This window comes from Nocardia donostiensis (genome assembly GCF_002081715.1).
GTDB classification, from domain to species: Bacteria; Actinomycetota; Actinomycetes; order Mycobacteriales; family Mycobacteriaceae; genus Nocardia; species Nocardia donostiensis.
In genome coordinates, this window is the sequence record NZ_MUKP01000016.1 from 104,681 (window position 1) to 117,989 (window position 13,309).

The following is a 13,309-nucleotide window of genomic DNA, read 5'->3' on the forward strand; positions in this document are numbered from 1 at the left end:
GTGCCGGGATTGCTGATACGGGGTATCTGCGGCGGGGCCTCGCGGTGGGCGTCGCCGTACGGGTCGTGCGTCATATCCTGTTCCCGCGGCGGCGTCGGTCGTCCCCGCTCCCAGGGCGCGGCAGGCACCCGGCGGGCCTGCGGACCGTCGGGGCGATAACCAGGGGTTTGCCGATGAGCGGAGGATTCATCGTCGCCCATCATGCCTCCTGTGCCGCGCCGTACTACGGTCCCGGTTCGTCGGATGTGTCGCAGCGAACATCAGCCGGTGGCCGCATCCGCATGCCGGTGCTGTGGTCTTGCGACCGGCTGCGCCCGGGTGCACAGCCGGATGGCTCGTGTCCCGGCCCGCCGCGCACGGCTGTTCGGAACACGCGCTCCTCTCATCATCCCCTCGAGCGCGCTGTGCGCCCGTCGCACCATGCCGGACGCGGTACACCGAGGTGGCTAGGACTGTCCGGTTTCCCGATTCTGCCGCTGCAAACGCCTGCGTGCCCGGCCGTAGGTGTTGACCCGGCGCCGGATACCCGGATCGAATCCCTTGTCCGCTGGATCGGGCTGTCCGCGGAACCGGCGCCACAGTCGGCGCCCGGCCAACACGAACAGCAGAATTCCGGCGCATGCGGTAATTATCGCCAGTGTTTGGCCGTAAGCGTTCGAACGCACCGACACCGAGGTGGCGTGGCCGAGCACCACACCCTCCGGTGTGCTGAGCGAAATCGGGATGACCAGCCTGCGACTATCGCTGACCTCGGTCGGAATCTGGAACGAGCGCGCACCACGCGGCGGCAGCTGCTGTTCGCCGATATCGGTGATCTTCGTCTCCGCGGGGGCCTCGATGCGGAAGCGGATACGCACGGCCACCGGCAGATCGTTGCGGGCGACCAGCAGCAGCGGGCTCTGTTCGGAGGCGAGGGTGTAGACGCCGCCGGGCGGTAGCACCGTCACCGATTCGTAGATCTCGTCGATCGCCGCAGTGGTCTGGTCGAGTCGCCGCTGCGCGAAGGTATCGGCCTGGCCGGAGTCACCGCGCCGATCCGACAGGCTCAGCGTGCGCAGCAGATCGTCGCGCAGCGGAGTGAGGAACTGGCGCGGTGTCGGCTCGGACTCGGGCACCTCCACCATCGCCCGCAACAGTTGGGTGATGCGGTGCGACTGGTCCCGCACGGGCGGCACGAACCGGGCCGGGCTGGCGTCCCGGACGGCACCGCCGAGGTAATCCAGTTCGTAGGGGCCGGGGCTGGGGGGCTGGGCGAGTAGATCGGTGAACTTCCGCGGCGACGCGAGCCCGTTCTGGATCAGCAGGTCCACTTGACGCAGCAGTGCGGTCGCCTCGTCGCGGTTGGCGCCCCACTGCTGTGGCGGCATCAGCAGTTGCGAACGCGGCCGGTCCGGGCGCGGGTTCAGCGCGGACCACGACACCGCGCCGAGCGCGTCCTGCAGGCGGGCGGTCCGTGAATCCTTGGTGACCTCGTAGCGAGCCCCTTCTGGCGTGAATGACGGGGTCGGCGGGTTCGAACCGACCGCGGCCAGCGCTGTGGCCGACCACATGTCGAAGGTGGCGACATGCAGGGCCGGGTCGGTGGGCGGTTCGGTCTGCGCTGTCGGCGCGGGGCTACCGGGTGCGGCCGGGCCGGGTCCGGGCTGATGCGGGTCGGGCTTGGTGACGCCGGGCAGGCGGACGATATCCGCTGGGGCCTGCTCGCTCGCGACAGTTGCGGCGGAATCTGCGGCGCCGAGATTTTCACTGACCGCCGAATCACGGTTGGCGGTGCCCTCCGGAACCACGGCATTGCCTGCCAGCACGGCCGTGGTGAAACCGCTGCTGCGCAGCAGGTGACCGGCGCCTGCGTCGATACTGCCGGAGTCGGGCAGGCTCACGTTGCGCACCGACCGGGTGGACAGGATCGAATCGATCAGATCGGCCGGTGCCGTCAAGGCGCGCGCGGTCAATGCCGGATCGTTCACCGCGGCCAGGGCACTCATATCGACCTGCGCGAAGGGCAGCGCGACCGTGCACATCGACGACGTGAGTGCCCGCAGCCGGTCCAGCCACACCTTGGCGTGTTCGGCGCCGGTCCCTTCCCTGGTCGCACCGTCGGGATCGGATGGGCTGGCCAGCACCCGATATCCGTTGGTCATCGCCTGCACGGTCAGCAGCAGGTCCGGATCGATGGCGAGGCATATCGCCGAGGCCAGGTCGTTGTCGCGGTTGCTGTCGCGGGAGCCGAGCACGGTTTCCAGCGCGTCGAGCAGTTGATCGAGCCGCCCGCCCTTGCTGAGGGAGGAGGCAAGTTCGTCGTCGGTGAGTTCGACTTTCCCGTTCACCGTTCCCGGTGCTCCGGCGAGCATCCTGGGGCGGTCGGCCAGCGGCCACAGCAGTGTGGTGGCCACCGGAGCGGCAGGCCCGGCAGGCACCGGGGTGGAGGTGCCGCCCTCGGCGGCGGGCGGGAGTCCGAGCACCGGAAGCAGGAACCTGGCGTCGTCTAGCCGGGCCTGGCTGCCGTAGGCGGGTTCGCCGTTGACGTTCAGCAGTAGCGGGTAGACGCCGGGTTCGGTGATATCGAGGGAAGCGCGCTGGCTGTCACGTAATGCGATGCTCAGGGTGAACTGCTGGCGCTGGCCGGGGCTCAACCGCTGAGAAACGTCCTCGAACGGGCCGGTGATCTCGTAGTTGACCTGGTCGAGGCGTAGCGCGGTGCGCAGTTCGCTCGGGTCGTCGACGGCTCTGGCGCGCTGTAACCGCACGCTGATGTCGTCGACGACCCGGTCGCCGATATTGGTGACCGTGCCAGACACCGTCAATACCGGGTCGCTGGTCGTGGTCACCGCGGTCGGGGTCACCGAATCCAGGGACAGTTTCAGGAACTTCGGCGTCGAGGTGTCCCCGGTGCCGCTGGGTTGGGCGACGGCGGGCCGTTCCAGCAGTACCGGCAGCGCAGCCACCGAGCCGAGGATGGTCAGGATCGCTATGATGACCCGCCCCAGTCCACGCGTCATTGCTTGCCGGTCTCCATCCGGTCGATCAGGCGGTTCGCGACTTCGGCCAGGCGCCGTTCGTCGGCGTAGGCGAGTCGGCTGTTCAGTTCGCTCAGCGGCACCCAGGCGACCTGGGTGACTTCGATATCAGCGTCGGACAGCTCGCCGCCGACCGAACGCAACAGATAATGATGCACCGTTTTATGTACCCGTCGGCCCTCGGTAACGAACCAATAATCGATGCTGCCGAGTTCGGCGACCACCTCGCCCTTGATGCCGGTTTCTTCGGCGACTTCCCGAATGGCGGTCTGCTCGGAGGTCTCGCCCTCTTCGATATGTCCTTTGGGCAGCGACCACAGTAGGCGGCCGCGCCGGTCGGTGCGGCCGATCAGCGCGGCACTGCGTCCGTCGGGCGGTCCGTCGAGGCCGTCGACCACCAGTCCGCCTGCCGAAGTCTCCCGTACCGTGCGCATACGTGGTTTTGTCGCACTGCCTGCCGAACCGCGGCGCCGCGGCTGGCGGCGTCGACTGTTCGCGCGATCGGCCGGAGACACCAAGCAATACTAGAACCAAATTGCCGCGCATCCTTGTATGGGTCGCGACCTGGGGCACAACCTGAGCCGCGGTCAAGTAGCGGCAGGGCTCCGGCCGGTGCACTCCCTGATGCGGGTCGCGCCGAAATCCGGTTCGACGCCGCTCGGTAAGGTTTGCGTTCGTGGTTTCGACCGAACCTGATGACGCAGCCGACGCAGCCGACGCAGTGCCAGGTCGCCGTACCCGCTTACTCGCCGCGGCGGCGGTGACCCTGGGGCGGCTGTCCGATGTGCTGACACCGCTGGGCGAATTGTTCGCCGCGGGCGGATTCCAGCTGTACCTGGTCGGCGGCAGTGTCCGCGACGCTGTGCTCGGCAGGCTCGGCACCGATCTGGATTTCACCACCGATGCCCGCCCGGAGCAGGTACAGGAGCTGCTGCGCGGCTGGGCCGACCACATCTGGGACACCGGCGGTCTGGCGTTCGGCACGGTCAGCGCGGCCAAAGCCGATCAGCAGCTGGAGATCACCACCTTCCGCAGCGACGCCTACGATCGGGTCTCCCGCAATCCGCAGGTCACTTTCGGCGACACCATCGACGGCGATTTGATCCGCCGTGATTTCACCGTCAATGCAATGGCGGTGCGGATCGCCGCGGACGGTTCGCTGGAGTTCGTCGACCCGCTGGGCGGGATGGATGCGTTGCTCGCCGGCGTATTGGACACCCCGGCGCCGCCGGAAGAATCGTTCGGTGATGATCCGCTGCGGATGCTGCGGGCCGCGCGTTTCGTTTCCCAGCTCGGTTTCACTCTGCATCCCCGGGTGCGTACGGCGATCACCCAGATGGCGGGTGAGATCGACCGCATCACCGCGGAACGGGTCCGCACCGAACTGGACAAGCTGATCGCGGGCGCGCATCCGATCGACGGTATCGACATCATGTGCGAGACCGGTCTGGCGCAGCGGGTGCTGCCCGAGGTGCCAGCCATGAAACTGGAGATCGACGAACACCACCAGCACAAGGATGTGTACTGGCATTCACTGACGGTGCTGGAGCAGGCGATCGATCAAGAAGAGGGCGATCCCGACCTGGTGCTGCGCTGGGCTGCGCTGCTGCACGACATCGGCAAGCCGGATACCAAACGCAACGAGCCGGGCGGCGGGGTGAGCTTCCACCATCACGAGGTGGTCGGGGCGAAGATGGTGCGCAAGCGGATGCGGGCGCTGAAGTACCCGAAGCAGTTCACCGAGGACGTGGCGCGGCTGGTTTTCCTGCATCTGCGCTTCCACGGTTACGGCAAGGGGCAGTGGACCGATTCGGCGGTCCGCCGCTACGTCAACGACGCGGGCGAGCTGCTGCCCCGGCTGCACAAACTGGTACGCGCCGACTGCACCACCCGCAACAAACGCCGCGCTGCCGCGTTGCGCGCCACCTATGACGATTTGGAAGCCCGGATCGAGCGCTTGCGCGAACAGGAGGACCTCGACCGGGTCCGTCCGGATCTGGACGGCAACGCGATCATGGAACTGCTCGAGCTGCGGCCCGGTCCCGAGGTGGGCAGAGCATGGCGCTATCTGAAGGAACTCCGGCTCGACCGCGGCCCGCTCACCCGCGCCGAAGCCGAGGATGCGCTGCGGGAATGGTGGAAGAACCAGGGCTGAGCGGGTACCGAGTGCTCAGAAAACGATCAGCGTGGTACCCGCTACGATCGCCGAGCGGATCTGCGCGAGGTCGAACGAGCCGCTGATCCCGTCCAATTCCAGTCGGAACCGGACCAGGTCGCCGTCGCGGGTGACGTGTTCGATACGGGCGTCGTGCGGAAGTCCGGGCAGCTGGATCGGGGTAGGTGTGCGCAGGCTGCGCGGCACCCGCATCCCGAACCAGCTGGCCCGGTGGACGTCGATATACAACTGATCGCCCACCACCGCCAGATCGATCAGCGCGGTGATCCGCCTGCGCTGGTGCACGGCCCGGATCAGGCCGTTCTCGCGCACTGTCAGTACCCAGTCGTGCTGGCGAGTGTTGAGCCAGTCGGCCAGCGCCGCGGTGGTGACGGCGCCTTCGATATCCAGCCGGTCGGCCCGCACCTTGGTGGGCACCCCGGGGGTCAGCCGCATGCGGTGCGCGACCACCGTGAGCTCCTCGACCGGGTGGGTGTCCCAGCGCAGGTCGGTCAGCACGGTTTTGGACTGGAAATACGCGCCGCGGCGGCGCACCTTCAGCAGTTCGAGCGTGCCGGTCAGCTCGTGACCCAGCAGCGTGATGGTGATGGTGTGACCACCGAACCTGCTCAGAATGCCCTCGCTGAGCACGGTCACCAGTGTGTCCGGGAGCAGCGCGGTCACCGTGCCCGCGCTGAGGTCGGCGACCGGGTCCACCCAGGCGGTGGTACGGGAAAGCCACTGTTCCAGCCAGGACTGCCCGAGCAGTCGTTTGCCGAAGTCGACAGCCCGCATCGGCGACCAGAACTTCGGATCGAAATACGTGGCCATAGTTCCTCTGACAGTACTGCCGCGACTGCCATCCTTGTCCGAGTGTGTCCTGGGGGCCGGGTCACGATCTCGAAGTGACTGCGGTGAAGAACATAATGCTGCTGGGCCGGCGGTTTCGGCCCGTGGAGATGGTGGACGACCGCCGCACAGCGAGGAAGTCGAGACAGGTGAGCTGCGATGGATCGGTTGATCAGGATGGCGGGTGATCGGGCGCTGCTGATCACACCGCCGCCGGAACAGGTGCCCGCGGTGGTAGCTGCCCTACGCGCTAGGCGCATCGACGGCATCATGGACCTATTGCCCGCCGCGGAAACCGTGTTCGTGACGCTGACGTCGGCGGCCGCCGTGGAACGAGTGCACCGGGAGTTGGACGAACTGCTGCGCCGCGTCGCGGACTTCGACGATGTTTCCCGTGGAACACCGCTGGTCGAACAACCGGACCCGGTTCGTATCCCGGTCCACTACGACGGCGCCGACCTGGCGGAGGTGGCGCGGCTGCTCGATATGTCCGTCGCCGAGGTGATCGCCGCCCACACCGGAACCGTGTGGCGGTGTGCTTTTGTCGGGTTCGCGCCCGGTTTCGGTTATCTGGAGTCGGATGGCAGGCTCGCGGTCCCGCGCCGGGCCGAACCGCGTACCGCCATCCCGGCAGGCGCGGTCGCCGTGGCGGGTGGTTATTCGGCAGTCTATCCGCGGGCTACACCCGGTGGTTGGCAGTTGATCGGGCACACCGATCTGCGGATGTGGGATGTCGACCGAGATCCCCCGGCGCTGATCCGGGCCGGTGCCGTGGTCGCATTTGTCGATGCGGGACGGGCGCGATGATCCGTGTCGAGCACGTCGGCCCGTTGGCCACGATCCAGGATCTCGGCAGGCCCGGCTGGTTTCACTCCGGTGTCGGCCCGTCCGGCGCCGCCGACCGTGGGGCGCTGCGCCTGGCCAATCGACTGGTCGGCAACCCGGAGAGCCATGCGGGCATCGAGGTGCTGCTCGGCGGTGTGACGCTGCGGGCCGAGCAGCATCTGACCGTCGCGGTGACGGGCGCGCCCGCGCCCGCGATGGTGGACGGTACTCCGGTGGGGCACGCCAGTGTGCTGGAGCTGGACGCCGGGCAGGCCTTGCGGCTCGGCCTGAGCCGGACGGGTTTACGCAGCTATATCGCGGTGCGCGGTGGTGTCGATGTGCAGCCGGTGCTGGGTTCGCGCAGCCGCGACACTCTTTCCGGTATCGGTCCCCCACCGCTGCGCTGCGGTGACGTGCTTCCGGTCGGTCCGGCACCGCGCACCTTTCCGATCATCGATCAGGCGCCGCAAGCGGAGTCGGCAGGTCTGGCGGATCTGCATACGCCGCTCGATATTCGCGTGCTTCCAGGACCACGCGAGGACTGGTTCACCGATCCCGATGCGTTGTTCCACGGAACCTGGACGGTGAGCGCCGAAACCGATCGGATCGGCGCACGTATGGAACGCGCGGCGGGCCCGCCGCTGCGGCGCCGGGTGATGGCGGAGCTGCCGACCGAAGGGATGGCGCTGGGTTCGATCCAGGTGCCGCCCAGCGGGCAGCCGGTCGTCTTCCTGGCCGACCATCCGATCACCGGTGGATACCCGGTGGTGGCGGTGGTGCTCGACGCCGATACCGATGTCATGGCGCAGGCCAGGCCGGGACAGGCGATACGGTTCCGGCCCGCGCGCTGAGCGGGTTCGTCCCGCAGGTCAGCTCGGCTGATCCAGCCGCGCATGCATCAGGTACACGTTGTAGGTGTCCCATGCCGAGATGGTGAAGTACAAGTCTTGCGCCGTCGACCAGGGATGGATGAAACCGCCGTAGGCCTTCGGGTAGTCGCTGGTGGAGACCAGCGGCACGGCGTCGGTCCAGATGCCCTGCGGTTGCGCCGCGGTGCGCATGACGATCGCGCCGCGCGCCGAATCCAGATACACCATCTGCCATTGCCCGGATTCAGCGTCGAACCGCACCGACAGTTCGCTGGCGATACCGGGCACCAACGGGGTGGCCAGGTTCTCGGCGGCAGGCGCCCACGTGCCACCCACCCAGTACTGGTAGGCCGATTTGTTGAGCACCTCGTCCTTGGGCACCCGCGCCAGCCCGATCACCCCGATCCGGCCGTTGGGGGTGCCGAACATATAGACGTGATCGCCGTGCGGCACCATCGCCGCGACCTGGAACCGGTTGAGCCCGAACAGGTTCTCCCATTTGGCGTGCTGATCTTTGGTCCAGGTGCTGCCGTTGTCGTCGGAGTAGGCGAGCCCGCCGTAATTGGTCCACCACAGGCCGGGGATATGACTCCAGCGGTTGACCGACATGTAGCTCAGGTATTGCCGGTCGCCCAGCGCGAACCCGGAGGTGGGGATGGTGGTCGTTTCCCAGTTCTTGATTTTGCGGCTGCCCAGCAGTTCGGCGGCGTGGCAGCGGCTGTCCTGCACCATGGTGTCCAGCCGTAGCCCGTCGGACAGGTCGCGGTCGGTACTGTAGCCGAGCGCATTGCTGCGCCAGTCCTCGTCTGCGCCACCCGCGCCGCCGATCCCCCACCCCTTGCCGAAGGTGTCGCCGAACACTACGGCGATCTGGCCGGGGCGGGTCTCCCACATGAATCCCAGATCGGTGCCGTCGACCTGCCAGCGCATATCGGTGCGGTTCTGCGAACCGTGCCCGGTGAGCTGTTCGACCAGCCGCACCGATTCCACCTGTGGTGCGGCGACGGGCGCGGCGACCGGTCCGGGCTCCGCGGGATGAACCACGTGCGGTGGCGCGGGTTGCGGTTCTTCGCCCGGACCGCCGGGCACCGGGATCGGGATGGGTTCGATCTCCGGTACGAACTGCAACCGAGGCAGTTTGATCGGCGCACTGGAACCGGGGCCTGAACCGGAGCTGTTTCCGCTGTCGGGGACGGGGTCGTTATCCGAGGCCGAACCGGAGTCCGGGGCCGGGGCGGGTGCTTCGTGCGGTTGGCTACCGGATTCCGGCGCCTTCGGTTTCTCGGTGTCGCGAATATCCGGGCACGGGTTGCGGCATGGATCGGCGGGCAATGGCTCGGGCACGATCCTGGTGTTGTCGTGCGGTGGATCGGGCACCGGCACCGGGGTGAGCTGCGGGATCGGCACCGGAATATCGATCTGCGGTGGCACCGCGGGCATCGGCGGGCCGGGCGGTGCCGACGGGTCTGGCTCCCGAGCCAGTGGATCGAAACCCACCTCGCCGCAACTGTTCACCGGAGGCGGCGCCCACGGGTGCGGGGCGGCCGTCACGGGAGCGGGCACGCTGAGCAGCCCGGCCAGTACGACGCCGAACAGTGCGGGTGGGCCCGCGGGAACAGCGCAAGTCATAGCGCGCCAAGGTCTTTCGCCGGAAAACCCCATCTTGCTGCCGACTCCCCTGCCGAATTCGGTTGCCGGGAGGCCAACCTACCCGAGCACGACCGGGAAAGCCGGGATGAGCGGCGCGTTGCGTGCAGTCCAGGTCGCGAGCTATCGGCGGCTGTTGGCCAGGATCGCGAGGATGCCTGTGCTGTAGATCGCGGCGCAGGCCAGGACAACGGGCAGGGAGCGGCCGTTGGTGGGGACGATCAGCGCGGTGACCGCGATGGCCAGGACGAAAGCGATATTGAACACGGTGTCCTGTAGGGCGAACACCTGTCCCCGCCGGGAGTCTTCGATATCGATCTGCATGGCCGCATCCCCGGTCAGTTTGATCGTCTGACCGGCCAGGCCGAACAGGAAAGCGCCTGCCAGCAGCAGCCGGTGTGCGTGTTCGGCAGCGCCGACGGTTGTGGCCAGCGCGACCGGCGTGACCAGGCACAACTGCACGATGGTTGCGGTTGCCAGGCCGAGTACCACGGTGCGTGGACGGCCAAGTCGCGGGATGAGCACCGGCGCGATGACTGCGGCGACCAGCATCCCGGCAGCGGTGGCGGTGATGGCGACGCCGAAACCGAGCAGACCGCTGTCCACCGATACGCCATCGGCTGGTGCCTCGCGGAGTACCAGGACCATGATCAGGGTGTTCACGCCGAACGCGATGCGATGGGTACCGATACCGATCATCGCGGTGGTGACCGTGGTCGACGACCATACGGCCGCCGCACCGGTACGCAAACCGGCGGCGATGGCGCGTAACCGTCCCGTCAGAGCCGCCCGCTGCTCCGGGCCGAGCACCCCTGCGCCGAACCCGGCGGCCAGTAACGCGCAGACGAGCGCCGCGGCCGCGCTCACCGCGACTGCTACCGCCGAGGAGTAATCGCCTGCGCCGAGCACGGCGATTACCGTCACCGATACGGCCGCCCCCAATCCGGCGCAGCCCGAACCGATCGTCGCGAACACCGAATTGGCAGGTACCAGCCACGCGCGTGCCAATACCCTGGGCAGTGCCGCCGACACTCCCGCGGCGGTGAAACGGCTGATCCCCACCACCGCGAGCGCGAACAGCAGCAGCGGTGTCTCCCTGATCCCCGTCAGTAGCCCGACACTCACCACCGCGATCAGCGCCGCACGCAGCATATTGGCCGTCAGCAGCACCTGACGGCGGTCCCAGCGATCCAGTAGTGCACCCGCGTACGGGCCGATCAGCGAATACGGCAGCAGCAGCACCGCGAAACCGGCGGCGATGGCCAACGGATCGGTCTGTCGTTCCGGATTGAACAGGATGGCCCCGGACAGTGCCGCCTGGAACATGCCGTCACCGAACTGGCCGAGTAGACGCACCGACGTCAACCGCAGCACGCCGTGGCTTTCGCGCAGCGCATCGCGCAGCGAAACCGGCCCCGTATCCGGGTAGTCACCGGCGGTGCGTCGATCCGCCGAGGCGCGTTCAGGCCCAGACGTGCACACGCCGTGAGGCTACCCCGGCCTACGCTCGCTGTCCGATCGCGGTCCCGGCAGTCCTGGAGATTCGATTACGCCGCTGACCAGCGTGCTGACCGCCTTGCGCATATCCGCCGCCATCGGCAGCTCGTCCAGGGCGGCGGCGTCGATCCAGGCGAATGCGTCGTGCTCTCCTGGCGCCAACGCGACCTCGCCGGGCTCGGCGTCCACCATGAAGCTGTATTTGCGGACCTTGGCCTTCGTGCGGGTTGCGTAGTCGAAGCTGCCGAGGAAGTCGGTGATGGCACGCAGCCGCAGGCCGGTTTCTTCGAGCAATTCGCGGGCCACGCACTCGGCGAACGTTTCCCCGGACTCGACGCCGCCGCCGGGAAGTTCGTACATACCGCCCTGGTAGTCGTCCGGTACCCGCCGGACCACCAGGAGTTTTCCGGCCCGGAACACCGCGACCCCGACGACGAAGTGGCTGACGCCGTCGCGGCGTGCTTCGGTGCGGAGCCGCTGCTCGACGCGCGCGAGCGTCTCGGGTCGCATCCGATCACCTCCCGGTTCCATTGGCGCACATTCTCTTACCGTGCCCCGCGGATTCGGCAATCCGGCTGGCACTGCTCACCTCGCGTTCACCGGCTCTTCGCTCGCGTAAAATGCCGAGTGCACATAATTTACTCGGAATGCGGAGTATCGACCGATGGTGCTTCCGCGGGGGAAATGGCTATCGCGCCCGAGCCCGAGAGCGCGCCCGAGCCCGAGAGGAGGCCCACGATGTCCGCACCTGCGACATCGCATATTGATGTCCATCGCGGCGGCGACCGCATGAAAACCCGCATCTCGTGGCTCGATTCGAAGCACTCGTTCTCGTTCGGCCAGCACTATGATCCGGAAAACACACATCACGGTCTGTTGCTGGTGAATAACGATGATATTGTCCTGCCGGGGCAGGGTTTCGAAACTCACCCGCACCGTGATATGGAGATCGTCACGTGGGTGCTGGAGGGAAGCCTCGTGCACCAGGATTCTCTCGGCCACAGCGGAATCATCTATCCCGGATTGGCGCAGCGGATGAGCGCCGGAACCGGAATTCTGCACTCGGAGAAGAACGATTCCTGGCGTCTGGACGGCAGCCGCCCCGAACACGATCAGCCGGTGCATTTCGTGCAGATGTGGGTACTGCCCGACGAACCGGGTGTCGACCCCGGCTATCAGCAACTGGAGATCGACGACCAATTGGCCGCGGGCGGCCTGGTCACCGTGGCCTCCGGCCTGCCGCGCTACCGGGACCGGACCGCGATCGCCATCCACAGCAGCCATTCCGCACTGCATGTCGCGCGATTGGCCGGGGCCCGAGGATCCGGTACTGGCTTCAACCTGCCGGAAGCTCCTTATCTTCATGTATTCGTAGCTCGCGGTGAAGTCGACATGGAGGGAACCGGCCCGCTGTACGAGGGCGACGCCGTACGCCTCACCCGGTCCGGCGGGCAGCGGATCACCGCCCACGCTCCCGCGGAAGTGCTGGTATGGGAGATGCACGCACGCTTGGGCGGTTAATGGGCACAGCCGCGAAGCTCGCCCCCCTGCGCGCGCCTGGAGCGAGGGCGAAGGTGCGCAGAAATGCGCATGGCCAGCGAAGGCGGAGGTACGTAGACCGCACGTACCCAGCGAAGGCGACAGATAGGTAGACCGAGTACAGCCGTGCGAGTGTGGGAGGTACGCCTAAGAGCGCATGGCCGGAGCGAAGGCGGAGGTACGCCTACGATCGGAGCAGACAGGCGCGCAGAGTTGCCGCCCGCCGGCGAAGCAGTATCGGCGGCTATCGACCTGAGAGGAAAGTGACATGTCGCAGTATCCGCCTCCCGGGAGCTATCAACCGCCGCCGGAACCGTATCCGGGTCAGACCGGGCAGCCCGAGTACTGGCAGGAATCCCCCAGGGGCAAGGGTTTGGCGATCACTGCGCTGGTGCTCGGCATCATTGCGCTGATCGGCTTCTGGACCATCGTCGGCGGCATTCTGTTCGGGCTGCTGGCCATCATTTTCGGTGTGATCGCGTTCGTGAAGGCGCGCCGCGGCACCGCGGGCGGGGCTGTTATGGCCGTTATCGGTGCGGTGCTCGGTGCTCTCGCGCTGGCGGCCACTATCGCCGCCCTGGTGATCGGCTGGAACTTCTTCGTCGACTCCGGAGGCCAGGACTTCTTCGACTGCGTGCAGCAGGCGGGCAGCGATCAGGCCGCGGTCCAGCGGTGTGAACAGGAATGGAACCAGCGCATCGAGGACCAGTACGGCGTCACGTTGACACCGCCGGAGCCCGCCCGCTGAGCGCGGCCGGACAGCATGTCGGTAGCCATGGCGCCCGTTTCCCCTACCGTCGCCCGCTGGGAGCTGGTGCTGCGCCTGCGTGACCTGCGGGAGCAGCACGGTTTCGATTCCGCCGGTTTCGCCAAACGGGTGGGGTTCACTCCCGCCAACTGGTCGCATGTGG

At 67.4% G+C, this 13,309-nt stretch carries 11 protein-coding genes; 5 read left to right on the forward strand and 6 right to left on the reverse strand.

Annotated features, from left to right (window positions below):
* Nucleotides 1–446 precede the first annotated feature (446 nt).
* Both B0T44_RS13245 and B0T44_RS13250 read right to left on the reverse strand, forming a co-directional pair.
* Nucleotides 447–2,999, reverse strand: coding sequence for a DUF6049 family protein (locus tag B0T44_RS13245; protein WP_077116056.1), 2,553 nt, complete (start codon nucleotides 2,997–2,999; stop codon nucleotides 447–449).
* The gene (locus B0T44_RS13250; protein ID WP_077116055.1) at nucleotides 2,996–3,532 is read right to left on the reverse strand and encodes an NUDIX hydrolase; all 537 of its coding nucleotides are present in this window, start codon (nucleotides 3,530–3,532) and stop codon (nucleotides 2,996–2,998) included. Before B0T44_RS13250 ends, B0T44_RS13245 begins: the two co-directional genes overlap by 4 nt.
* Nucleotides 3,533–3,693: 161 nt before the next feature.
* Here B0T44_RS13250 and B0T44_RS13255 point away from each other — a divergent pair, with 161 nt between their 5' ends.
* Nucleotides 3,694–5,172: a CCA tRNA nucleotidyltransferase gene (locus B0T44_RS13255; protein ID WP_425436853.1), complete on the forward strand. Its 1,479-nt coding sequence runs from the start codon at nucleotides 3,694–3,696 to the stop codon at nucleotides 5,170–5,172.
* Nucleotides 5,173–5,187: 15 nt separating this feature from the next.
* On the opposite strand, the gene B0T44_RS13260 is transcribed toward B0T44_RS13255, so the two are convergent.
* Nucleotides 5,188–6,003, reverse strand: coding sequence for a hypothetical protein (locus B0T44_RS13260; RefSeq protein ID WP_077116054.1), 816 nt, complete (start codon nucleotides 6,001–6,003; stop codon nucleotides 5,188–5,190).
* A 177-nt stretch (nucleotides 6,004–6,180) separates the two neighbouring features.
* Here B0T44_RS13260 and B0T44_RS13265 point away from each other — a divergent pair, with 177 nt between their 5' ends.
* Nucleotides 6,181–6,828: a 5-oxoprolinase subunit B family protein gene (locus B0T44_RS13265; RefSeq protein WP_077116053.1), complete on the forward strand. Its 648-nt coding sequence runs from the start codon at nucleotides 6,181–6,183 to the stop codon at nucleotides 6,826–6,828.
* Nucleotides 6,825–7,697 (forward strand): 5-oxoprolinase subunit C family protein, encoded by an 873-nt coding sequence (locus B0T44_RS13270; RefSeq protein ID WP_077116052.1) that lies wholly within the window; start codon nucleotides 6,825–6,827, stop codon nucleotides 7,695–7,697. The genes B0T44_RS13265 and B0T44_RS13270 overlap by 4 nt, the downstream gene beginning before the upstream one ends.
* Nucleotides 7,698–7,715: 18 nt before the next feature.
* Here B0T44_RS13270 and B0T44_RS13275 read toward each other — a convergent pair whose 3' ends face one another.
* The 3 genes from B0T44_RS13275 to B0T44_RS13285 form a co-directional block, all read right to left on the reverse strand.
* The gene (locus tag B0T44_RS13275) at nucleotides 7,716–9,344 is read right to left on the reverse strand and encodes a glycoside hydrolase family 183 protein (protein WP_077116050.1); all 1,629 of its coding nucleotides are present in this window, start codon (nucleotides 9,342–9,344) and stop codon (nucleotides 7,716–7,718) included.
* A gap of 141 nt (nucleotides 9,345–9,485) precedes the next feature.
* Nucleotides 9,486–10,766: an MFS transporter gene (locus B0T44_RS13280; protein WP_077116216.1), complete on the reverse strand. Its 1,281-nt coding sequence runs from the start codon at nucleotides 10,764–10,766 to the stop codon at nucleotides 9,486–9,488.
* 87 nt (nucleotides 10,767–10,853) lie between these two features.
* A complete protein-coding gene (locus B0T44_RS13285) occupies nucleotides 10,854–11,369 on the reverse strand; it encodes an NUDIX hydrolase (RefSeq protein WP_081512081.1) in 516 nt (171 codons plus the stop codon).
* Between the two features lie 228 nt (nucleotides 11,370–11,597).
* Here B0T44_RS13285 and B0T44_RS13290 point away from each other — a divergent pair, with 228 nt between their 5' ends.
* Together B0T44_RS13290 and B0T44_RS13295 are read left to right on the forward strand one after the other, a co-directional pair.
* Nucleotides 11,598–12,380, forward strand: a complete 783-nt coding sequence (locus B0T44_RS13290; RefSeq protein WP_077116215.1) for a pirin family protein — start codon at nucleotides 11,598–11,600, stop codon at nucleotides 12,378–12,380.
* Nucleotides 12,381–12,666: 286 nt separating this feature from the next.
* Nucleotides 12,667–13,146 carry a DUF4190 domain-containing protein gene (locus B0T44_RS13295; protein ID WP_077116049.1) on the forward strand — a complete coding sequence of 160 codons (480 nt, stop codon included), beginning with the start codon at nucleotides 12,667–12,669 and terminating at the stop codon, nucleotides 13,144–13,146.
* The last annotated feature ends 163 nt before the right edge of the window (nucleotides 13,147–13,309 follow it).